We start from the raw sequence: 22,004 nt of genomic DNA on the forward strand, positions 1-22,004 counted from the left end.
AGTGGCGGAGGCCGGTGTCAGCAGACGTTCGGCTTGCCGTCGGATCGGTAGGCGACCGTGGAGTCCAGCACCAGCGGCCCGCCGAGCAGCACGTTCGTCCAGCCCTTCATCGAGACCAGGGCGTTGGACACGGAGGCCGGCAGGCAGCTCTGCGTGGCCAGCAGCAACGGAGCCCCGTTGTAGCCGGCAGCGACCGCCCCGGTCAGCCCATCGGGGAAGCGGGTTCCGGTGGCGATGAACTGGCGCTGCGAGCCGCGGGACCAGAACGCCTTGGCTATCATCGCGCTGGTGTCATAGAGCGTCCTGCCCCCGTAGCGGACCACCGTCGCGTTCGGGACCGCCTGGCGCACCTGCGCCTCGGCCGCGGCGGAGATGGACAGTGGGCCGCCGGCCAGGTACACGCGGCTCGGCTTCAGCCGCTTGAGCTGGTTCAGCGTGGTGGCCGGGACGGAGGACTGCCGGGTCAGCAACATCGGTGCCTTGCGCCCTGCGGCCACCGCGGCCAGCGACATGGCATCCTCGAACCGTTCACCGGTTGCCAGGAAGACCGTGGGTGCGGTGGCCCAGTTCGTGGCGATCTTCGAGCTGGTGTCATATAGCGAGTTGCCCCAGACCCGGGTGACCGGACCAAAGGCCTTCAGCTTTGAGACCGTGGCGTCGCTGACGGCGATTGGGCCGCCGAGCACCAGGATGCTCGTGGGCTTCAGACGTTGCAGTTCGGCGGTGACCGAGGTCGGTATCGACCCCTTCTTGATCAGCAACAACGGCGCGTTCTTCAAGGTGGCCAACGGGGATCCCGCCAGCGCGTCGGGGAAATTCTCTCCGGAGGCGACCACCACGGTCGAGGTGGTGGACGGGAAGGTCCGCCGCGAGATCGACACGGGGGTGTCGTACAGGGTCGCCCCGTAGAGCCGGACCGGGGCCAGTCGGGTGGGCGTCTCGTCGTTGTCGCCGAGGTAGTCGGTGATCAACCGGTACGGGGTCGAGCGCCTGTTGCGCGCGAAGTCGCGCAGTGAGGCCAGGTCGCCGTTCCAGATGTCCGCGTCCACGTTCTTGTCCGAGCCGATCAAATCGGCGTTGGAGGCATACTGCCAGATGTTGAAGGTCGTCCAGCCCTCGGGCAGCTCGCGCGGGTTCTTGGGGACCTCGGCGGTGGGAAACGCCGAGACGTGCAGCGGCCAGCTCTTGAAGGCGGTGGAGTCGCCGGTGCAGTCGTCCCACCAGGACCGGGCCGTGTAGATCATGGGCAGGCGTCCGGTCGCCGTCTTGATGGTGTTGCCGAAGTCGCTGATCCAGGTGACAAGCTGGGTCGGCGTCATGCCATAGCAAGCGTCGCCCTTGCCCGCGCCGTAGGTGTCGGCGGAATACGGGTTCCACTCGATGTCCAGCAGGGGCGGGAGAGTCTTGCCGTCGGCGGACCAGCCGCCGCCGTTGGCCAGGAATTGCTGGGCCTGGGTGGCACCGGAGGAGTGGGCAGGCATGGCGAAGTGGTAGGCGCCGCGCATCAATCCCTGGTTGGCGGAGCCGGTGTAGTTCTGCGCGAACTTGGGATCCTTGAAGAGTGTGGTGGGCCAGGACTGGGTTGCCTTGATGTAGGCGAATCGCGCACCCTTGCCCCATGCGTAGGACCAGTCCACGTCGCCCTGGTGGTGGGCGACGTCGATGCCGAGCACGCCCGGCGGCCGCCAGGTGCGCAGGTCCTACAGCGAGGCGGGAACCGAGACGCCGGCGAGGGTGGCCTCGAAGGCCGTCCCGGTGGTGGTCTGTGCGGCCGTGTCGGCCGTGAAGGCAGTTCCGGGTTCAGGTGGCCCTGCGGCTGCAGGGGGGCTCGTCTGGGCGGACTGGCCGGGCTCCGGCGTTGGGGCCTCGGACTGTTGGGGCGCCGCTTCGGCCAGTTCCTCGGTGGCGGTGGCCAGGGACTCCAGTTCCTCCAGGGTCGGGGCCTTCGGGTCGCCGGATTCATCGATGCGTCGCTGGCCCTGGCCGAGCTGCGCATCAAGGGCCTCGATTCCCACGGCCGTGAGTGCCTGCTCGGACAGCGCGACGCGCTCGGGTCCGGTGATTTTGTCCCCGGACTTGAGTTCGGTACGGATCTCTTCGGCGGCCACGGTGGCTGCACCAGGATCGATTTCCGGGACGGCGAGGTCTTTCGTGGCCGGTTTGAGTGCCGATTCGAGCAACGTGGCGGCGTCCGATCCCGGTGCCGGCTTCTGGTCGGGCGTGCGGGACGTGGCGGTGCCGGCCACGTTGTCTGTAGCCGGGGTTGCCGCGGCCGGACCGGCCACCGCAAGGGGAACGACCATCGCTGCAGCGAGGGAAAGAGCGAACAAACGGGGCAGTGGCGACCGGAAATCCGGCATGGGGGTCCTTTGGGGGTTTGGGGGCGTTTCTTCGGGCAGCGCGATGGCCAGTATACAAAACTGGGCATTTCCGGCCCGGGGAGCGCGCCGTACCCGGCGGCTTTCGCCGTTGTGACCTTGGTTGGATCCCGTTTCCGGGTTCGGGTGCGAGACGGCTGGTCTGCGGTGCGACGGGGCAGTCGAACGCCCGATCCAGGAACGCGCACACCCAACGACAGACCATCGGTGGACAGGACTTTGGCACCTGCCGCGGCGAGTCCTTCGGCCTGAAAACCTGCGTGCCAAACCGCCAACCCCGCCGGGAGGACCCGCTTGCGTCATGCGCGCCGAATGAAGAACTGTTTTGGCACGCCTCCGAAAGCAGGATCAGTTACGGAAAGCCCAACCAGCTGGGCTGCGGCCGTTCGTGCCGGGCCGGCAATGTCATGCTACGACGCGCTGGCAATGGGCAGGCAGACAGCGGACCGAGCCTGCGGTCAGCGGCGCCGATCGATGCTGAGGTTCCCATTGACCGTGGCGTAGATACGTGTGCCGTCCAGTTCCAGCGGCATGCCGGTCTCAGGGGCCAACACGCGCCGCAGTGGACCCTGGACGCCGTCAATTTCCAATTGCACGAAGAGGTCAGCCACGACTTTTTCCAAGCCTGCGAACTTCTGGGCCGGCAGGTCCAGGACGTACTCCTGGCCGTCTGGCCGGAGGTCAAGGGACAGAGATGCTCCGCTTCCCCGGGACTGGACCAGCAGGTGTACCGACTCGAATTCCGCAGACGGCTGCAGCCCGAACCTCAGCTCCAGTCCGTTGGGGTTGGGCGGAGTGGCCCGGCAATCCGCAGTCAATTGTCCCTCGGTCTTGGCCAGCTGCAGCAACCCGGCCGCATTTTCGTTCCGCACCAGCCGGGATCGCTGCAGGAAGGGGAAGCCCAAGTCCGCCTCGAGTTCTTCGGGGATATGGTCCCGCACGAATTGTGCGTGTGCCGTCACCCAGCGGCGTTGCCGGTCGGCCGACATGGCCCGGTAGCGCCTGGGGACATAGAAGCGAAGCGCCTTGCGCCGGTATAGGTCAAGCACCAATTGGTCCGCAAACGCGGGATCGGGGTGCCCTTCCTTGATGATGCGGGCAATTGTTGACACCGACTCCGTGAAACTTTCGGGCTCGGGCCGGCCGCTGCTGATGTTGGTGCCCACCTGGCGCGTGCGAATGAAGTAGTAGTCGTAGTCGGCGAGGATCGAATTGCGGCGAGAGACCAGGTAGCACCGGGTGAGCAGCATGCCGTCCTCGAGCCTGACCCGGCCCTCGGGGAAGCGGAGTCCGTGCTCCTCGAGCAGCTCGCGGCGGATCATTTTCTGCGGGGAGAGGGTTGCAAGGATCGTTCGGAGCGGGGCATCGATGGCCGTGGAGGCAAAAAGCGCCGCACCAACGCGTCGGCCGCCGATGCCGACCAGCTTCGGTGCCAGCACATCAACTTCATGCGCATCGGCGAATTCAATCATCCTGCGCAGCGCCTCCGGGCCCAACAGGTCGTCGGAGTCGCAGAAGAATACATAGTCGGATCGGCTTGCATCGATTCCGACGTTGCGCGGCTTTCCGGGCCAACCGCTGTTGTGCTGGCGGATGAGCCGCATATTGGGCAGCCTTGCGGCGTAGGCATCAAGTAGTTTGCCGCCGCCGTCGGTGGAACCGTCGTCCACGGCGACCACCTCAAACAGCTTCGGATCCAGGTCCTGGGCCTCCAGGGAATCCAGAAGTTCCTTCAGGTACGGCATCGAATTGAACACCGGGATGATGACTGCGACCCGCGCAGTGTCCGCGCTGGCGCTGGGACCGGTGTCCTTTTCCCGGATCCGTCGCTGGCGCATCCTAGCCGCGATCTTGGCCAGCCTGCGTCGCAGGGATCTCCGAGCCGTGGCGTAGTCCATTGCCTGCCTTCCGGTGGGTGCGTCATGGGTATGCCGGCCAAGCCCCTTCAAGGGATGGCGGCGGATAGTCCGGCCCCATGGTTCGCTTAGTCGATTTCCCCCGAATCCACGCCCTGGCCGTGGAACTCATAGTAGCGCAGGAGCACGGCACGCTCATCGATCAACTTGCCCACCGCCTCAATGAACGAGCCAGTCGAGGATCCCCGCACGCGATCCCCGAAATAGAAGCTGCGCATGTGTAGTCGTTGCTCGGTCCCGGAGGAATCGAGCAGAGCCGCCAGGCCGGGAAGAATCTCTTCCCGGGTCGTTTCACAGATGACCGGGCAGGCGCGGCTGACGGGCACCTCGCGGTTGAGTTTCTCGAGGTCGTCGCGCCGGTCGGTGAGAATCAGCGGTTTCTCAGGGTGCAGGTACAGGTAGTCAAGGCCCACGCTCGAGACGTCAGTGATCAAGGCATCCACGTCGTTGAAGAGCGCGAGGATGTTCTGGGTCTCGGCGGTCAGGTGAGTGGAGCCGGCGGCGTTGTGCTCCTCGAGGATCCCGCGAATGCGCTCATGGGCAGCGGCGATCGCCGGGGTAGTGGACGTGGTGATCCGTGGATGGGGCTTGTAGATGACCCGTGTATTCGGCAAGGCCACCAGCGACTCAATGATTCCCTCGCCGAAGAGATCCATGGAGGTGTAGTTGTTTGCGTCGTTTTCGCCCTCCCATGTGGGCGCGTACATGATGGTCCGGCCGGGGAACGCCGGCAGCACGGATTCAAAATGCGTATCCAGCTGTGGCCGCCCGATGCTGATCAGCCGGTCGAGGTCGAAGTCCATCAGCACTGCGCGGTGCCGCTCGATTGCCGCGGGGCCCGCCACAAAGATCCTGTCGTACGCCTTGGCTTGGTTCGAGACCATGGAGAGCTTGTCGCTTTCGCCGTGGTTGATGTGGACATGCACGGGAGTTGACACGCTCAGCGACTGGAAATTCGCCACGCCGTTATTGACGTATAGGCACAGCTTGAAATTGTTGAAGTCGTAGAAATTCACCAGATCGTCAAGGCGTCGCACATAGATCTTGGGGAGGTCGGTCAACTTGCGGAAGTGGCGCATCGTCGGAATCTTGCGAAATACCAAGACCACGCGACGGGTTTCATCGAGTTTTTCAAGGGTGGGCAACCACTGCTCAAGCTGGTAGGCCTTGTTTACGACGTCGCTGAAATAGACCACCACGTCGCCGGCCACCGGAATGTGATCCATTTCGTGGTTGGCCACCTGCGCGCTTCCCATCCCGAGCCATCTACGCGTTTTGACTCCGGGTTTGGAGGTTATTGCGGCTTTGAGTTGTTGGCCCAGCCAGTCTTTCATTTGCATCAGCTACTTTCGTAGTTCCTTGCTCTCGTGGCAGTCGGAACGTTGCCCGGCGCCCGGGCCTTCATGTCGAGTTACTTGCCTCAACACGGTGTCACGCCCAACTGTGCAAACCATGGCGATGGGCTTTATGGTCCCCATGATCCGTCAATGCTCCGGTCAACAACAGGTCTGCAACGCCGCCATCGAGGATTCACTGCCACCGGGTTACTCATCTCGGGCGATCCGGGTAACAGGAGGAATTTTTGGCCGCTTACTTCAGGCTTAGGTTGCCGTAGACAGTGAAGTATGGCGTGCTCTGCATCCGGGGGCTTGCGCCCAGCCTGATGGTGCGGGTCAATGAACCAATGCCAAGGACAAGGTTCAGGTCCAAGGCATCCCCGGCAGGTTGTTGCGCCCGAAGGTCGGCAGGCAGCCGGAAATGGTAGATCCCGTCGCTCTCACGGTGGTGCTCGATTTCACGCCGGCCGGTGTCCGGGATGCCGCGTTGGCTGCTTTCCAGCCACAGTCCGGTCAGGTTTGCCGCGCCCGCCTCCACATCCACCGCCAGGTCCAAGGCGCCGTCCGGATGGAACGTGATCCCCGCAATCCGCACCCCGGCTGCGGCCAAGGCGTCACGGTCGGCCTTCTTCGTTCGGGCCATCTCCAGGGCCTCCATCCACTGCTCGAAAATCAAGTCACTGCGGTACTTCTTTGCGTCTTGGAATGCTTGGCTGGACATCTCCTCGCACAGGGAGCCGTCCGCCAACAGGCGGGTCACGGCCCGGACGGCGGCGTCTTGCTCACCGAACGGGACCAGGAATCCATTGCGCGGGTTCTCGATCATGTCGCGGGGACCAAAATCAACGTCGTAGGCCACGGGCACGCAACCGTGCGCCTGGGCCTCGAGGATCGCCAGCGACTGGCCCTCGAACTTGCTGCACAGCAACAGGACGCGGGCCCGATCGAGCCGTTGGTCCACGTCATCGACGTGCCCGTGAAACGTCACCAGATCCTCGGCACCGAGTTCGCGCACCCTTGCCTCCAACACCGGGCGCTGCTCGCCGTCACCCACGAGATCCAGATGGACCGGAGTTCCTCCCAGAGAGACCTTCTTGACGATCTCCAGCACGTCGCCGATGTTCTTGCCCTGGGTGAAACGCCCGATGTGGAGAACGGAGTTTGGTCTGCGGGCAGCACATGCCGGCAGGGCAGCCGGGCCGTCGACCGGGTTGCTGATCACCACGGTGTTGGATGTATCCCCGAAGCGCTGCACGAAAGCTGTGCGCTGTGATTCTGTCAGGAAGGTGATTCCGTCCCAGGCATCGCGGTTTTGGATGATCTTTTGGTGGGCGGTGGAAAGCTTTCCCGTTAGCGGGTCCTGCCCGGCAGCCACGTGGGTGCTGTGGAAGTTCACGAACTTCACGGCGGCCGGATGCTTCCAGCCCCAGAGGAACCCTGCCGAGTATTTGCTGTCGATGACGACATCAGCGGGTGACCGGTCCACCAGATCGCTGAGGAAGCGGCGGTAGAGCTTGGCGGGGCTGCCGAGTGTGGCGGCGACGCTGCCATCCGGGGCCACCAGCTTCAAGGTGCGCGAGGCCTCCTGCGCATCGACGTCGGCGGGAAGAGTTGAATCGACAAGGTACACCGTGCCGTCGCGCCGGTGGTATTCGCGCAGTGCGGCTGTCTCCCGGTTCGGCATCAGGTAATCGACGTAGAAGAGGGAGTCGTCTCCCGAATTGTGGGTCCTGCCGCTTTCCACCCAATCGAGAGAGCGCACCCACGTCTTGGGCTTCTTAGGGGATAATTCCGGAGAATACTTGGCATAAAAGTCGTGAAGGTTCAGCAACGGGACCTCGGGCTGGAGCCTTCCGGTTTCCACCAGTGTGGTGCGAAGTTCTTCAAGCCCGGGGTTTGCATCGAAAGTCACCACGGCGCTGGGAACGCCGCGTTCGTGGAACATTCCGGCACGCTTGAGGCACATTGCAGTCATCCCGCCGAAGCTTTCCCTGACTGACCAGGTGACCATGAGTACAGGCCTGGTTGATTGCCGGGGATTTGCGGGCCGGCTGGGAAGCCAGCCCGGGAAGTCGGTCCCGGGGACATGTTGCATCGAAAGGTTCTCCTTAATGCGAGGATCGGTTTCGGAGTCTCGATGGGGCCACCATAGCCCGTGAGCCTTGGAGCTTCCAGCAAATGCGCACCATTGGCCGGTATTGGGCCTTTGCGCAGGGAACCTGGGGGCGGCCGGCGGCCGGCGGCCGCTTGCGTTGTGGCCGTGAGTGCCGTTCGGATCCCGGCGCTTGCGCCTCCCCGGACACGGTGCTCGGTCCTTGCTACCGATGCCCGGTTCCGCGCCGCGGGCGGATGAAACGGCGGCTGTGTAGGGACAATGAGACAATCGACACCTCACCGAGTCGATACCGGAAGAACCATTCGGAGGGGCACGCATGAAATTGCATTCACGGAAACTGCTGCTGAAATTGTCCTGGGGAACCGCCGTGGTCCTCCTGGCCGTTCACGTCGGGGGACTGATGCTGTTGCGCGGTAGGCTTCCCGATCCGCTGGGCGACCTCTGGGGTCTGGGCGGATCCGCCGATGCAACCGGGAGCCTGCCGCAGACCGTATGGGGCGGTGTTCTGTCGATCGTGGTTCTGTGCGGGATTGCGACACTTGGGCTGTTGCCGCCCAGCCGCGGCAAGACCGAGGCGGGGCCGCTGCTCCTCGGGGTTTGCACCGGCAGCGCGGTCGTGGCCGCCGGCATGATGCTGGCCGGAACCCTGGGGCAGCTCGACAGGGCTTCCTCCGCCGGAGCGCCGATGCGCTGGCCCACGGCGATTGTCGCCCTGGTTGCCGGTCTGGCCTGGGGGATAGGCAGCGCACTGCTGCTGAAGGCATCGGCGCCCGATGCCCCGAAGGCGGTATGCGGGGACGCGTCGACGGGCGCCCGGCCAAGCGACTAAGGGCCAACCTGTCTGAGACCGGCGGGGGAATCTACTGCCCGGGAGCGGTTCCGCCGTAGTGGGCGGCAAGGCGCCTCAGGCCCTCGTCGATGCCGACCTCAGGCGCCCAGTCCAGCACCTCGCGGGTCTCGCGCTGGTCGAACCAGTGCGCGGTGGACAGCTGCTCGGCCAGGAACCTGGTCATGGGTGGCTCGTCGTGAACCAGGTTTCGTGCCCCGGCGGCCTTCCAGGCCCGCTCGATGACAGAGCCCGCGGCACGGGCCAGCCAGCCCGGGACGCTCACCCGCGGTGCCGGAACGCCGCCGGCGCGGCAGATCCCGGCAATGAGTTCGCCCACCGGACGCGGTTCGCCGTTGGTGACCACCAGTGCCCGTCCGTGGGCGTGTTCCATGCGCTCGAGCCCGCGCACGATCGCACCGGCTGCATTGTCGATGTAGGTGGTGTCGATCAGGGCGGCCCCGCCATCGAGCAGCGGAAGCCTTCCGCCGGCGGCCCGCTCGATCACGCGTTCCACCAGCTGGGTGTCGCCCGGTCCCCACACCACGTGCGGCCTGATGGCAGCGACCCGGAAGCCCGGTGCGTCCAGTGCCAGTGCGCTGAGCTCGGCCGCCGCCTTGGACCGGGCATAGTTCCCGCGGGCGCGGTCGGGATCCGCGACACCTGCCCCTGCGCCCTCCAGCGGTTCGCCGAAGTGGGCCACCGAGGGGGAGGAGACGAACACGAAGTCCCTGACGCCCGCCTCGCGGGCTGCTTCCAGCAGGGTCTTGGTGCCGGTGATGTTGGTTGCCACAAAGTCGTGCCAGGAACCGGTGAAGGAGACCTTCGCCGCCAGGTGGATGACCGCGTCCATGCCCTCAACGGCCCGGCGCACCGCGGCAGGATCCGTCAGCGAGCCCAGCACCTCGTCGGTGGCGCCCGCCGAGGCCCGGCGCTGGAAGGTGCGTACCCGGTGCCCCTTGGTGCGCAGCAGCGATGCCACGGCCCCGCCGAGCAGCCCGCTGGCACCTGTCACCAGCACGCGTCGGCCGGCGTCCGGGGTCGGTTCGGTGCTCATGGGTTGCGGATCCTTCCGCCTGCCAGCGTGGTGGTGGCCCAGGCGGCCAGGGCAGCCCTGTCGATCTTGGAATTGTGCCGGATGTCGGTGGGCAATTCGGGAACCACCAGCACCGCGGAGACCTCGGTCCCGGTGCCGGCGACGGCGGCGCGCACCGCCTGGGCCAGGGCCTCCGGTGCCGGAGCCGCGCGGCGGGCGCGTGGCACAGTCTCCATGACCACCACGGAGGCCTGGGTGCCCGCGGGACCGACGCCGACCAGCGCCGCACGTCCGGCGCCCAGCACGGATTCCGCCGCCTGCTCGCCGGCGACAGGGGTCCGGGGCCCGGCGGAGGTGTTCAGCACGTGCCCGAGCCTGCCTTCGACCCAGAGCCGTCCGCCGTCATCCAGATGCCCCACGTCCCCGGTACGGTGCCAGCCCGGGATCGAGGTGCTGAGCCGTTCGGTGATCCAGAGCCTGTCGTAGCGATCCTTCACGTGCGGGGCGCGCACCAGGATTTCACCGGTGAGGTTTGCGGTGGTCTGTGGCTCGTTGCCCGCGGTCCCGTCGGCGTCCAGCGGCGCGATCGCCACCTGTGCCCCGGCGACAGGCCTGCCCACGCAGACGCCGTTGCCGGCACCGGCGGCACGGATGCCTGCCAGGTCGATGTCGGTGACCGGAAGGGCCTCGGTCATCCCGTAGGGGGTGTGCACGCGGGCAGCGGGCACGAGGTCCTGGACCTTGGCCAGCAGCGGCTCGGGGATCGGTGCCCCGGCCGAAAGCAGAAGTGAGATGCGCCCCAGCGTTTCGCGCTGCGGTGCATCCAGCTCCGCGGCGGTTTCCAGGACGTTGGCCAGGGCGGCGGGGGAGGCGAACACCGTGGTGGCGTCCACGGCTGCGGCGGCATCGGCCAATGCCGCGGCGGTGAGCGTGCGCGGGGCGGTGACATCCATGTCAGGGGTCACCGAGGTGGCACCCAACGCGGGGCCGAGCAGCGCGAACGGGGCGAACCCCGCCACCAGCGCCGAACCGGCCTTCAGGTCGTAGGTAACGCGCAGCGTGTCGCGCATTGCCGCCAGCTGCCGGTGCGTGTACACGACACCCTTCGCCGGGCCGGTGGAGCCGGAGGTGAAGAGCACCGCGGCGTCGGCATCGGGGTCCGCCGGGGCGAACGCGTGGTGCCCCTGGGCGGCGGAGGTGCCGGCCTCGAGCAGTTCGGGCACGGTGTGTGCCACGCCGAGCAGCTTGCGCTTGGCCGCGGGCATGTCCTCGACGGCGATCCGGGTTCCGGGCCAGCCCAGGAACTTGGCGCCGGTCAGCGCGCGGTCGATTCCAATGAGGTAGCCGGGCCCGGCGCCGCGGATGGCGCGTCCCAGTCCCTTGGTGCCCAGGCCCGCGTCGGCCACGACAATCACTGCGCCCAGGCGCAGGCAGGCGTAGATCAGCGAGGTCAATTCAATGCCCGGGGGCACCAGCAGGTTGACCCGGTCCCCGGGCTTGACCCCGATCCCGGCCAGGCCGTGCGCCAGGGAGTTGACCCGGGTGCCGAGTTCGGCCCAGGACAGGGAGCCGGCCGGATTGATGTCCACCACTGCGGTGCCGGTGTCTGCGGTGCGTTCATCGAGTTCGGCGAGCATGGGCCGGTAATCGGTCAGTGCCTCGGCGCGGTCGGCGGTGTCCGAGGTCTTGGCCTGGCCGAGCCAGTCAAAGACGGGGGTGGCAATGTCGCGGTCCTCGGGCAGCAGGTGCCCGGCTCCCTCAAAGCGGTGCACGTCCGCCTGGGGCAGCCGGTCCATGAGGTCCCGCAAGTAGCGGTCCGAGAAGACCGGGTCCTTGGGGCCCCACAGCAGCAGTGCGGGAACCTTCAGGGTGCGGATGCCCTCGGCGATTGCATTGAGCGTGCCCCGGCTGGGGTGGTCTTCGGTGAAGGGAATGTCGGCAACGAAGTTTGCCACGCCCGTGCGCCTGGCCGCGTTGACGTAAGGGGCCATGAAGGCCTTGCGGATGGCGGGCTCCAGGGCTGGCTGGGCCAGGGAGTGGGTGGTGCGCAGGAACGCGTCGGTTCTCTTGGTGCCCCAGCCGTGGACGGCGGGGTGGGAGGCCAGGCGCAGCGCGGCGGGCAATTCGTATCCGGCCGGGTGCACCGCGGTGTTTGTGAGCACCACGTTGGCCAGCTGGTCCTGGTGTGCCAAGGCCCAGCCCAGGGAGATGATTCCGCCCCAGTCGTGCCCCACGGTGGTCACCGGCCCGGTGATTTCCAAGGCGGCCGTGAGATCGGAGAGGTCATTGACCCGGTCCGAGAGCCGGCGGAACACGCCGGTGCGCGCGGAGAAGCCCATGTCCAGCTGGTCCACTGCCACCACGCGCCAGGGCAGGTCGTGGGTGGCCACGTGCTGCAGCAGGCTGCGCCACAGGTAAGACCAGGTGGGGTTGCCGTGCACACACAGCAGCGTGCCGACCGGCGTGATGCCCTTGGCCGCCAGCTCGGATTCATTGTCAAGCAGGTGCCATTGGTGGCTGGTGTCAGGTGCGTCCACGGCAGTGGTGGAGGGAACCATGACACGGCGGGAGTACCGGGCATCAACGCCGGGGAAGATCTCGGTCACCAGGCAAGCTCCATCATGGCGGTGTTCAGCCCGGAGCCAACCCCCATGCACAGCACCCGGTCACCGGGCTTCAGGGTCTTGGCTTCCTGGGAAAGCGTCATCGGCAGCGAGGCCGGCCCGACATTGCCCCACTTGGGGAACGTGATGGGCACCCGATCACGGACCAGGCCGACGGCCTTGATGATGGCGTTGGTGTAGGAATTGGAAACCTGGTGGGTCACGTAGCGATCCATGGATTTCCAGTTCCAGCCGGCCTGGTGGGCCTCATCCCAGGCATCGACGACCAATTCCAGGCCGTTGTCCAACAGTCCCTTGGTGTCGGTGTACATGCCGGAGGGTCCGCCTACGCACAGCTTGTGGTGCTCGGTTCCGGCGCGGCTGACGCCGCCAACGATGCGGTGGGCACTGGGGTGGGCGTCGGCCGGGCCGATCACCGCGGCGGCGGCACCCGAGCCCAGGGTCAGTGTGGCGAATTCCCGCAGGTAGTCCTCGCGGGTGGAGTCCTCGGCATTGAGCCGGCGGAACGTGGTTTCCTGGGTGGGCTGGGCGTCCTCACCGGCGACCACCAGTGCGTACTTAATCTGCCCGGAGTCGATCATGTTTGCGGCCAGTGTCATGCCGTTGACGAAGCCCAGGCAGGCGTTTGCCACGTCGAAGTTCATGGCCGAGGAGGGGAGCCCCAGGTCGTGGTGGATCTTGGACGCCACCGAGGGCTCCAGGTTGCGGCGGGTCACCGAGGTGTTGATCAGCAGGCCGATTTGGCCGGGCTCGATTCCGGCCTCGGCCATGGCCTTGCCGCCGGCCTCGACGGCAGCATCGTCGAAGCTGGTCCCCTCGGACCACCAGCGGCGTTCCATCACGCCGGCAACACGCTCCAACAGCTTTTTCGACAGGCGCAGGCGCTTGAGGCTGGGGGCCAGACGTTCGTCGAATTCCCCGGAGGTCATGACCACCGGGGCCTGCACACTGGTGACGGCCAAAAGTGCCGAATTGTGGTGCCGAAACGTTGCATTGCCGTTCAAAATCTAGCCTTTGTGTCGGGGCCGTCGTGCCGGTGTCGGGCGCGAAGAATACGGACGTCGGATCCATCGCAAGGTCCAACGATTAAAAATGTCCTTGTCCTACCGTATTCCCTTGGTGTGCCCGGGGCACACACGGGCGCGCCACATGGCGCCGGTGGCGTGGCCACGCAAGGCCTTCCCCTCGCCGGAAAACCATGCGCAGCGGGGGCGAATCGCCGGGTTCCGTGCCCGACGACCGCTCGGACAACCTCCGGTACCGGTTTCCCTAAGAGCCAAGCGCAGACGGGACGGTGCTGGTGCAGCTTGGAACGCAGCGCGCCATTCGGTCAGTACAGGCATTGAGGATTTCCCCCGAATAGCAGGGGGAGGGGCTTCGCGCGAAGGCCTCAATGGGTGCGTTCCCTGGGCGAGGGAATATGCCCGATTCGCTGGCGGCGTGCCTCCCGCGAATCGGGCATTTAGGCGGAACTCGCTCCGCGACGTGTCACCGTCTTGATGGCGTACAGCATGGATACTGCGGCTGCGGCCGTCGAGGCCGCGATTACAGTCTCCGACCATCGGGTCGTGTCGTGCGAAGTACCGCCGGCGATCATGGGTGCGATCATGAAATTGGCCACGATTTCACCCACAATGGTTGATCCGAGCAGGAACAGGCATGCGGCCATGGCCGCCCGCAACCTGGACGCCCACAGTGACGCAAGGGCAATCAGGCTGGCAAGCCCGACCAAGAGCTGCGTCCTGATCAGCCACATGGTGTTTTGCAGCTCCGACGGGGCACCAGTGACCCCCGAGACGAGGGCATGCGTTCCGTGCATAATGAACGAGGCGGCGACGAGGATGGCAAGGACGATCTCGATGACGCTGCGACTGCCAGCCGCACCCGGCAGGCCCAGGACGCCGAACGCCATAGCAAGGACGCCGAGCGCCAGGATCAGAACGCCTACTCCGAAGAACTGGGCCGCCGTCCCGATGCTCTCCCAAGGATCAAACGGGAAGGAGTAATCATAGAGATGGTCTTCGACCGAGGTGTCCTCGGGTGAGCGCGAGCCGCTGAACACGACCCATCGCTGAAGTGAGGCAGCGAGCTGAAGCGCAGCCGAGGCCAGAAACAGGACAGCCGCTGCGAGGAACCAAATGATTGACGCCCTTCGGGGGCGAACAGTCCGCTTAAGCTGACCGGAATCGTTGATGGCCGACATGGCCTCACCATAGCAACGTCCCGCGGCAAGTCAATGTAAGCGAATCCGGCCCTGTGGCGGGCCCAGGCCGTGGGTCCCCTGGCCGCACGGCGCCGGCCATCGACTTGCCGTTCCAGCGCCCGCGCGCGAACAGCCAAGGCGAAACCCGCGCGAGCGACCTTGCTCCTGTCCGTCAGGCTTTCAGCGTGCAGTTGGTGTCCCAACCCGCAGGTCCGTTGCCGCCGGCCGGGTACTCGTCAAGCGGCACCGCGTCGTCGGCCCAGGCGGTGAGGATCGGGTCGACAATGCGCCAGCATTCCTCCGCGGTGTCCCCGCGCACCGACAGCGTCGGGTCCCCGGAAAGCACCCCCAGGAGGACTTCGCCGTAGGGCAATAGGTCAGGCGAGTTCAGTTCCGCTGCCATGGCGACGCGGTCCAGGGTGTAGAGGTCGCCGGGGCCGTTGACGTCAAGGTCCAGCGTCAGGGTGTCGGGGCCGAAGCCGATTCGAAGCCTCGTGGGTTCGTCGGTGCCCTTGAAGCCGGTGGGCAGGTGGGAGACCGGGCGGAAGGTGATGATCGCTTCCTTGCGTGCGGTGCCCAGCGCCTTGCCGGCGCGCAGGATGAACGGGACCCCGGCCCAGCGCGAGTTGTTGATGTTCAGGGTGACCTCGGCCAGCGTCTCGGTCTGCAGTGCCGGTTCCACGCCCTTTTCACTGGCGTAGTCCGGCACCGGACGGCCCTTCGAGGTGCCGGCGGTGTACCGGGCGCGGCGCGTGGAATCGGCCGGGTTCCCGGCCAGGGCGGTGGCGCGGAGCACCGAGCCGAGGTGGTCGCGCACGTCGCGTTCCTTCAGTGTCGCCGGCGCGTTCATGGTCAGCAGGCCCAGGATCTGCAAAAGGTGCGACTGGATCATGTCGCGCAGCGCCCCGGCACCGTCGTAGTAGCCGGCCCTGTCCTCTAGGGCCAGTTCCTCGTCGTAGAAGATTTCCATCTTCTCCACGTGCTCGGAGGTGAACAGGGGTTCGAGCAGCCGGTTGGCGAAGCGCAGGCCCAGGATGTTGAATACCGTGCCCTTGCCCAGGAAGTGGTCGACCCGGTGGATGTTCTCCTCAGGGACCAGGCGGATCAGCGTCCGGTTCAGTTCCTGCGCGGATTGCTGGTTGGAGCCAAAGGGCTTTTCCATGACCAGCAGCGTGGTCTCGGGCAGCTCCCCGGGTTCCAGGACCTCGCAGGCCTTCTGGCTCACGGCAGGGGGAAGTGCGAAGTAGAGGGCCACCGGGCCCTGAAGGGAGTTCACCAACTTGGCCAATTCACCGGGTTTTGTGACGTCGAGTTCGGTGAAGCGGGTGTCCGCGGCAATCTTGTCGAGTTCGGTGCTGCCCGGGCCCGTGGCATGCTGCTTCGCCTTTTCGCAGACCTCGTTGACACGCTGTTGCCATTTCTCCTGCGAGTAGCCCGGGCCGCCGGCGCCCGCCAGCTCCAGCCCCGAGGCGCGGCCCGAGCCAATGAGCCTGGCCAGGCCCGGAAGCAGGAGCCTTCCGGTCAGGTCCCCGGAGGCGCCAAGGATCAATAATGTGGTTACGTGGGTGCCGGTCTGTCCGCCTGAATCAAGGTTCACATGTCCAAGACTGCCACGTGTTGAGAAATCAGGGGCGTGTTGTTGGTAATCTTGGATGTTGAGTCCAGCGGGTTAGACCGCGCCTAACGCCCACAACGAAAGAAGTGCACGGCACGTGTTCAATTCACTCTCCGACCGCCTGACATCCACCTTCAAGAACCTCCGCGGCAAGGGACGGCTTACCGAGGCCGATATCGACGGCACCGTACGTGAGATCCGCCGTGCCCTGCTTGACGCCGACGTCGCCGTCACGGTGGTCCGCGCCTTCGTGGCCCAGGTCAAGGAACGCGCCCTGGGCGAAGAGGTTTCGTCCTCGCTGAACCCGGGCCAGCAGATCGTCAAGATCGTCAACGAGGAGCTCGTGGGCATCCTGGGCGGGGAGACCCGCCGGCTGAACCTGGCCAAGGTCGCCCCGACCGTCATCATGCTCGCCGGCCTGCAGGGTGCGGGCAAGACCACCCTGGCAGGCAAGCTCGCCAAGCACCTCAAGGCCCAGGGCCACACCCCGCTGCTGGTGGCGTGTGACCTCCAGCGCCCCAACGCCGTCAAGCAGCTCCAGGTCAACGGCGAACGTGCCGGTGTGCCGGTGTACGCACCGCACCCCGGCGTATCCTCCGAGTTCGAGGCCTCCACGGGCGATCCGGTGGCGGTCGCCCGCGACGGCGTCGCCGAGGCACGCACCAAGCTGTACGACGTGGTCATCGTTGACACCGCCGGACGCCTGGGCATCGACACCGAGATGATGCAGCAGGCAGCGGACATCCGCGCCGCGGTCAACCCGGACGAGGTCCTCTTCGTCATCGACGCCATGATCGGCCAGGACGCGGTCAACACCGCCCAGGCATTCAACGACGGCGTCGGCGTCACCGGCGTGGTGCTCACCAAGCTCGACGGCGACGCCCGCGGCGGTGCGGCCCTCTCGGTCGCCTCGGTCACCGGCAAGCCTGTCATGTACGCCTCCACCGGCGAGAACCTCGATGACTTCGAGATCTTCCACCCGGACCGCATGGCCTCCCGGATCCTGGACATGGGTGACATCCTCACCCTGATCGAACAGGCCGAGGCCAACTGGGACAAGGGCGAAGCCGAGCGCATGGCGAAGAAGTTCGCCGACCGCGAGGACTTCACCCTCGATGACTTCCTGGCCCAGATGGCCCAGATCCGCAAGATGGGGTCGATGAAGAAGATCCTGGGCATGATGCCCGGATCGCAGATCTCCCGCCAGCAGCTCGAGCAGTTCGACGAGTCGCAGATGGACCGGATCGAGGCCATCGTGCGCTCGATGACCCCGCACGAGCGCGTGGCCCCGAAGATCATCAACGGCTCGCGCCGCGCCCGCATCGCCAAGGGGTCGGGCGTGCACGTCTCCGAGGTCAACTCGATGCTTGAGCGCTTCGTCGAGGCCCAGAAGATGATGAAGAAGCTGGCCTCCGGCGGTGCCATCCCGGGCATGCCCGGCGGCCGCGGCGGCGCCAAGAAGGGTGCCAAGGGGGGCGCCAAGAAGAAGACCCAGAAGTTCGGCAACCCGGCCAAGGCTGCGCAGCTTGCGGCTGCAGAGGCCAACAAGGTCAAGACCCCGTCCGGGGCCGCCTTCGGCGCCGGCACCAAGGACTTCGACCCCGCGGAACTGAACTTGCCGAAGGGGTTTGAGAAGTTCCTTGGCAAGTAGCCCCCAGGAGCCAGCAGGAGGCGGGAAGCCCGAGTGGCTGATCGCCTCCATGGCACTCATCTTCGATGAGCCCTCAGGGCTGCAGGCCCACCTGCGCATCCAGGACACCCTGCGCGCCCGCCAAAGCATTTCCCTGCTGGCCGAACCTGTCTCCTGGGGCAAGCTCTCGGTGATCGAGATGGTGGTGGCGGTGAACCCCGAGGGGTTCATCGTCATGGCCGACGCGTCGGGGGAGATCGCCTTCGGGCAGCAGATCGAGGGATTCGCCATCGCCCTGAAGCGGGGGACCGGCGCGCGCTACGCCGACTTCGACGGGGTCGACGCCGAGAGCGGGGAGCCCGTCGCGGACGAGGGACTCGAACACCCGACCGGCGGACGCTCGGTGTTGCTGGGATCGTTCAAGGAATCCGAGGTGGCGCTCTTTGCCGGGGCCACCAAGACCGCCTGGCACCACTTCACCACCGAGCACGGGGATGTGGCGGTGCACGAGGGCTACATGCCCGAGATCATGCTGTCCAAGTCCACCTTTCCCGCCATCATGCTCTCCCGTCTTGGCCCGCGCTTTTCCATGGTCTTCTGGTTCGAGGGCCAGAACCGCAAGCTCCACGGCTACCCGGGCTTCGGGCACGGCTGGTCCGTGGCCGCCCGGCCGGTGCTGGATGCCGTTCCCGGCACCAAGGCGGCAGAAGTCGCCGACTTCCTCACGCAAGAATGGCTGGCGCCGGATCTGGAGTCGATTGCCCAGCTGTCCGAATACGGCATCGGCCAGGACGTGATCACCCAGCTCAACGAGGCACTCTCCGGCAGCGGGTCGGTCGACAAGCTGCGCACGGTGCTGGAAATCTTTGGCCGCTCGGCCTCCCTGGCCGACTACGCCGAGGAAGGCGACCTGCCGGAATCTGCAACGTTGGTGGCGCCCCGCGGCCTGGGCGGAACGATCGCGAAGTCAATGGGCGCCGACGCGCGCGCGGCCACGGGCATCCGCAAGTTCTTCAACGTCCTGGCCTGGCGCCCGCGCACCCAGGTGATCTGGGGAGTGGTCGAGGCGCTGGTTGCCGTGGCGCTGGCTGTGCTCACCGACTGGCAGCAGCCCTGGCTGCCGTTCTGGGCCGTGGCACTCATTGCCGGGCTCTGGGGTCTTGACGCGCTATCCAACATCGGGGTCGGTGTCTGGCGGTTGGTCCGGGCGCGACGGTCCGGCAGCTAGAAAACAATATTTCCCGGCGGGTCACGCCACGTGGACCCCGCCCGGGGTCACGCCCGTCAGACCCCGTCGTGGTCCGCCGGCTTCAGGTCGCTGGTCGCCGGCCCCTCGATCACGGTGCCCGAGGGCGTGAAGCGCGAGCCATGCAGCGGGCAGTCCCAGGAAAGTTCCTCGTCGTTCCAGGTGAGGATCCCGCCCAGGTGTGTGCACACCGCCGAGACGCGACAGGTGCGCCCCTCAACGGTGGAGACGGCCACTGGGTGCAAACCCTCGTGGACCACCCGGCCCTCGGGTTCCCCTGTGCGCGGTTCCGGGCCCGTGTCCCGGCCTTCGTCGGTGGCGGAGTGCTCCGGCGCGGGCTCGGTGCCGGTCAGGGCGTGCGCCCAGCCGCTCACGAGCCCCTTGGCCACGCCGGCGTTGAATTTTCCGGTCTCCGCCAGCGCCGCGGCGCCCGAGGTGCGGTGGCCCAGCACCGCGCCCCACGGGGTCTCGCCGCCAATGATCGAGGCCGAGAGGCGCAGTGCGGCCGCCACCGCGTTGGTCATGCCCCACTTGTTGTATCCGGTGGCGACATGGATCCTTCCGCTGCCGCGCGGCATCCGTCCCACGAACGGCACGGCATTGACCGAACGGTAGTCCTGGGCCGACCAGGCATGCGTGCGTTCGGCAAGGGCGAAGTTCTCCCTGGCCCAGCGGTCCAGGTCCCGGGCGGCTTCGCGCGGGGCACCGGCGCCGACCGGGTGGCCGTTGCCTCCCACCAGCAACACGGGCTTTCCGTTGCTCGTTGCGGTGCGCAGCGAACGGCCGGGGCTGTCAATGGACAAATACATGCCTTCGGGAAATGGTTGGGCGTCCGGGGATCCCGTGTAGGCCGCGAGGTAGGAACGCGACGGTTCCAGCTTGGCAAAGTATCCGCCGCGGTCAAGCACCGGTGTGCCGGTGGCCAGAATGAGGGTATCGGCGCCAAGCGCGCCCCGGGTGGTGGTGAGCTGTAGCGGCGCCGAATGGCTGGACCCCGTTAGGCGGGTGTCCTCGAACACCTTGGCTCCGCGCCTGCGCAGGTCGGTGCAGAGTGCGGCCAATACCGATACGGGGTCGAACTGGGTTTGGTCGGACAAGGTAAGTGCGCCGGCGACCGGGTAGGGGAGCCCGATGTCAGGTTCCTCGAGCAGGCGGACCTCCAGGTGCGCCTCGCGGCTGGCCACGGCCTCCGCTTCGAGCGCCTCGAGTCCCGCGGCGCCCAACACATAGGTGAAGGCGTCCCGTGATTGGTGGGCGACGGCGTTTTCGTCCAGGTAGTTCCGGAGCCATGCCTGCCCTTCGAGGTTCCCCTCCACATAGGCGTGGGCGACCTCGGCGGAGAAGTTCTTGCGGATGTCCTGCATGGTGGTGCCTTGGAGCAGGCTGAGCTTTGCCGTGGTGTGCCCGGTGGTCCCGGCGCCCACGAACCGCGATTCAACGACTGCCACGCGCAATCCCGCGTGGCTGAGCAGCAGGGCGCTGACCAAGCCGGTCAGGCCGGCGCCTGCCACCACCGCATCAAATTGCTCGCCGGGGACAAAGGGGTCGGTTGCTATCCCGGGTCGGGGGTCCAGCCATATCGAGTCCATGACTTGCTCCTTGGAGTTTGCCGGTCGACCCTTTGGCTGGCCGCTTCAGGGGGGCACCGTTCGCCGCCGAGTCTACGGGACCCAGGTCGGCATAGAAACGGTCGCGACACCGGCAACCAGTGCATCGAGCACTCGATGGAGGATGTCGCCACGGGCCAGCCAGACTTTCGATATGCGGATCGTTCGACCCATCGTGGGCCGCCGTAACCGGCGATCCGATGGACGGATTTGTGCAGGACGGTGGCCCAAGAAGAGCCGGAGCATCCACGCCAGTGGCGCCTTGCGGGACGGCCGTCTCGCATGGCCCGACGGATCAAGCCGGGAAACTCGGCGAGCCACAAAACCCTTGAGATCGCCGTGGTCGAATTTTCAATGGCTCACCGGCCTTTAGCGGGTCGTGCGCCACCACCTTTCAATGCCCGCCAATCGGTTTCGGAACAGAGCGAGAAGAGCGTCCGAGACGGAATGCGAACATTTAATATTGAACATTGGCAAATAGTTCGGGGTTCAGGGAGCCTCAGGCGTCTGCTGGCAGCGCCCGTGAATGCAGATCATGACCTCCGCGGACAAACCTGTCATGGTTCCCTGGCCGGGTCTTGCAACTCGACCATAATGGCTTTCCTGCAAAGCTCTAATGATCTTGCATCGCGAATCAGTCTTCTCCGGCAATCGGCAGGAATCGGCGCGGAGAGCACCTCTGTGGACGCTTGAGTTCTTAGTTTCACCGAGCCGAGCAACACCGGATTCCACCGTTCATCACACACGTTGTGCGGTTTTACGTAAATTGACGAACTTACGAAGTTGCGTGGAAAAAGCTTGCGACCGCGTTATTGAGTCGTAACATTGGGTCTTGTCATCCCGCTAGGACAGGGGCGGAAGACCGCAAGGAGAAAATCATGTCTGATGAAAACTACTCCGGACGGTTCGGAAACCAAAGCGACAACGAGGACCAAAACCTGATGGGCGGGGAAGCCGATTCAGGCGACTTCGGCAACGACCAGGGCTCCGGCGATTCTTCGGGGGGTCAGTACGCCAATTCCGGTGGCAGTGACGAGCAGTCCGGTGGCTTCGGCAGCGAGCAGGGTTCGATCGGTTCTTCGGAGGGTCAATACGGCAACTCCGGCGGTGGCGAAGAGCAATCCAACTCGGGCAGCTTCGGCAGCGACCAGGGTTCGAGCGGTTCTTCGGAGGGTCAGTACGGAAACTCCGGAAGCGGTGAAGAGCAGTCCAACTCGGGCAGCTTCGGCAGCGAACAGGGTTCGAGTGACTCCTCAGAGGGCCAATACGGAAACTCCGGTGGCCGTGTCGAGCAGTCCAACGCGGGCGACTTCGGCAACGACGACAGCTAAGGTCCAAGCCAGATAGTAGCTTCAGCTAGGTGATTGAAGTGCAGTCCCGCTTGAACGAACGGTGACTAATGGCTGAGGAATGGTGAAAATGGGTGCGGATTCCACGTTGGGATCCGCACCCATTTTGCGTACCCGGAAT

15 protein-coding genes are annotated in these 22,004 nt (G+C 65.9%); 4 read left to right on the forward strand and 11 right to left on the reverse strand.

Annotated features, from left to right (window positions below; genetic code table 11):
• Nucleotides 1-17: 17 nt before the first annotated feature.
• From ACLQ7E_RS09740 to ACLQ7E_RS09760, 5 genes are all read right to left on the reverse strand, one after another.
• Nucleotides 18-1,673 (reverse strand): cell wall-binding repeat-containing protein, encoded by a 1,656-nt coding sequence (locus tag ACLQ7E_RS09740; protein ID WP_411732383.1) that lies wholly within the window; start codon nucleotides 1,671-1,673, stop codon nucleotides 18-20.
• 27 nt (nucleotides 1,674-1,700) lie between these two features.
• On the reverse strand, nucleotides 1,701-2,360 hold the full coding sequence (locus ACLQ7E_RS09745) for a hypothetical protein (protein WP_411732384.1): 660 nt from the start codon (nucleotides 2,358-2,360) through the stop codon (nucleotides 1,701-1,703).
• Nucleotides 2,361-2,836: 476 nt separating this feature from the next.
• A complete protein-coding gene (locus ACLQ7E_RS09750) occupies nucleotides 2,837-4,276 on the reverse strand; it encodes a glycosyltransferase family 2 protein (protein WP_411732385.1) in 1,440 nt (479 codons plus the stop codon).
• Between the two features lie 86 nt (nucleotides 4,277-4,362).
• Nucleotides 4,363-5,535 (reverse strand): CDP-glycerol glycerophosphotransferase family protein, encoded by a 1,173-nt coding sequence (locus tag ACLQ7E_RS09755; protein ID WP_411732386.1) that lies wholly within the window; start codon nucleotides 5,533-5,535, stop codon nucleotides 4,363-4,365.
• A gap of 349 nt (nucleotides 5,536-5,884) precedes the next feature.
• The gene (locus tag ACLQ7E_RS09760; protein WP_411732387.1) at nucleotides 5,885-7,726 is read right to left on the reverse strand and encodes a glycosyltransferase; all 1,842 of its coding nucleotides are present in this window, start codon (nucleotides 7,724-7,726) and stop codon (nucleotides 5,885-5,887) included.
• A gap of 337 nt (nucleotides 7,727-8,063) precedes the next feature.
• On the opposite strand from ACLQ7E_RS09760, the gene ACLQ7E_RS09765 reads away from it, so the two are divergent.
• Nucleotides 8,064-8,576: a hypothetical protein gene (locus tag ACLQ7E_RS09765; protein ID WP_411732388.1), complete on the forward strand. Its 513-nt coding sequence runs from the start codon at nucleotides 8,064-8,066 to the stop codon at nucleotides 8,574-8,576.
• A gap of 31 nt (nucleotides 8,577-8,607) precedes the next feature.
• Here ACLQ7E_RS09765 and ACLQ7E_RS09770 read toward each other — a convergent pair whose 3' ends face one another.
• The 5 genes from ACLQ7E_RS09770 to ACLQ7E_RS09790 all read right to left on the reverse strand — a co-directional run bounded on the left by ACLQ7E_RS09770 (nucleotide 8,608) and on the right by ACLQ7E_RS09790 (nucleotide 16,033).
• Nucleotides 8,608-9,630 carry an NAD-dependent epimerase/dehydratase family protein gene (locus ACLQ7E_RS09770; RefSeq protein WP_411732389.1) on the reverse strand — a complete coding sequence of 341 codons (1,023 nt, stop codon included), beginning with the start codon at nucleotides 9,628-9,630 and terminating at the stop codon, nucleotides 8,608-8,610.
• A complete protein-coding gene (locus tag ACLQ7E_RS09775) occupies nucleotides 9,627-12,215 on the reverse strand; it encodes an alpha/beta fold hydrolase (protein ID WP_411732390.1) in 2,589 nt (862 codons plus the stop codon). Before ACLQ7E_RS09775 ends, ACLQ7E_RS09770 begins: the two co-directional genes overlap by 4 nt.
• On the reverse strand, nucleotides 12,212-13,237 hold the full coding sequence (locus tag ACLQ7E_RS09780) for a 3-oxoacyl-ACP synthase III (protein ID WP_411732391.1): 1,026 nt from the start codon (nucleotides 13,235-13,237) through the stop codon (nucleotides 12,212-12,214). Before ACLQ7E_RS09780 ends, ACLQ7E_RS09775 begins: the two co-directional genes overlap by 4 nt.
• A 458-nt stretch (nucleotides 13,238-13,695) precedes the next feature.
• Complete coding sequence (locus ACLQ7E_RS09785) at nucleotides 13,696-14,436, reverse strand: hypothetical protein (RefSeq protein ID WP_411732392.1); 741 nt, start codon at nucleotides 14,434-14,436, stop codon at nucleotides 13,696-13,698.
• A gap of 172 nt (nucleotides 14,437-14,608) precedes the next feature.
• Entirely contained in the window at nucleotides 14,609-16,033 is a 1,425-nt protein-coding gene (locus tag ACLQ7E_RS09790; protein WP_411732393.1) for a glucose-6-phosphate dehydrogenase, read from the reverse strand.
• Between the two features lie 115 nt (nucleotides 16,034-16,148).
• Here ACLQ7E_RS09790 and ffh point away from each other — a divergent pair, with 115 nt between their 5' ends.
• Together ffh and ACLQ7E_RS09800 are read left to right on the forward strand one after the other, a co-directional pair.
• Nucleotides 16,149-17,702: a signal recognition particle protein gene (gene ffh, locus ACLQ7E_RS09795; protein ID WP_411732394.1), complete on the forward strand. Its 1,554-nt coding sequence runs from the start codon at nucleotides 16,149-16,151 to the stop codon at nucleotides 17,700-17,702.
• Complete coding sequence (locus ACLQ7E_RS09800) at nucleotides 17,692-18,909, forward strand: hypothetical protein (protein WP_411732395.1); 1,218 nt, start codon at nucleotides 17,692-17,694, stop codon at nucleotides 18,907-18,909. The genes ffh and ACLQ7E_RS09800 overlap by 11 nt, the downstream gene beginning before the upstream one ends.
• Nucleotides 18,910-18,965: 56 nt before the next feature.
• Here the strand turns inward: ACLQ7E_RS09800 and ACLQ7E_RS09805 are convergent, their stop codons facing one another.
• Nucleotides 18,966-20,516 carry an FAD-dependent oxidoreductase gene (locus tag ACLQ7E_RS09805; protein WP_411732396.1) on the reverse strand — a complete coding sequence of 517 codons (1,551 nt, stop codon included), beginning with the start codon at nucleotides 20,514-20,516 and terminating at the stop codon, nucleotides 18,966-18,968.
• Between the two features lie 896 nt (nucleotides 20,517-21,412).
• Here ACLQ7E_RS09805 and ACLQ7E_RS09810 point away from each other — a divergent pair.
• Nucleotides 21,413-21,865 (forward strand): hypothetical protein, encoded by a 453-nt coding sequence (locus ACLQ7E_RS09810; RefSeq protein WP_411732397.1) that lies wholly within the window; start codon nucleotides 21,413-21,415, stop codon nucleotides 21,863-21,865.
• The last annotated feature ends 139 nt before the right edge of the window (nucleotides 21,866-22,004 follow it).

Origin of the sequence: Paeniglutamicibacter sp., assembly GCF_046714615.1 — a bacterium.
GTDB lineage: Bacteria > Actinomycetota > Actinomycetes > Actinomycetales > Micrococcaceae > Paeniglutamicibacter.

Bases quoted from the DNA above. Each gene is read 5' to 3' on its own strand.
- ACLQ7E_RS09750 (WP_411732385.1), bottom strand. From the start codon at position 4,276: ATGGACTACGCCACGGCTCGGAGATCCCTGCGACGCAGGCTGGCCAAG.
- ACLQ7E_RS09785 (WP_411732392.1), bottom strand. From the start codon at position 14,436: ATGTCGGCCATCAACGATTCCGGTCAGCTTAAGCGGACTGTTCGCCCC.
- ACLQ7E_RS09810 (WP_411732397.1), top strand. From the start codon at position 21,413: ATGTCTGATGAAAACTACTCCGGACGGTTCGGAAACCAAAGCGACAAC.
- ACLQ7E_RS09765 (WP_411732388.1), top strand. From the start codon at position 8,064: ATGAAATTGCATTCACGGAAACTGCTGCTGAAATTGTCCTGGGGAACC.
- ACLQ7E_RS09760 (WP_411732387.1), bottom strand. From the start codon at position 7,726: ATGCAACATGTCCCCGGGACCGACTTCCCGGGCTGGCTTCCCAGCCGG.
- ACLQ7E_RS09770 (WP_411732389.1), bottom strand. From the start codon at position 9,630: ATGAGCACCGAACCGACCCCGGACGCCGGCCGACGCGTGCTGGTGACA.
- ACLQ7E_RS09805 (WP_411732396.1), bottom strand. From the start codon at position 20,516: ATGGACTCGATATGGCTGGACCCCCGACCCGGGATAGCAACCGACCCC.
- ACLQ7E_RS09745 (WP_411732384.1), bottom strand. From the start codon at position 2,360: ATGCCGGATTTCCGGTCGCCACTGCCCCGTTTGTTCGCTCTTTCCCTC.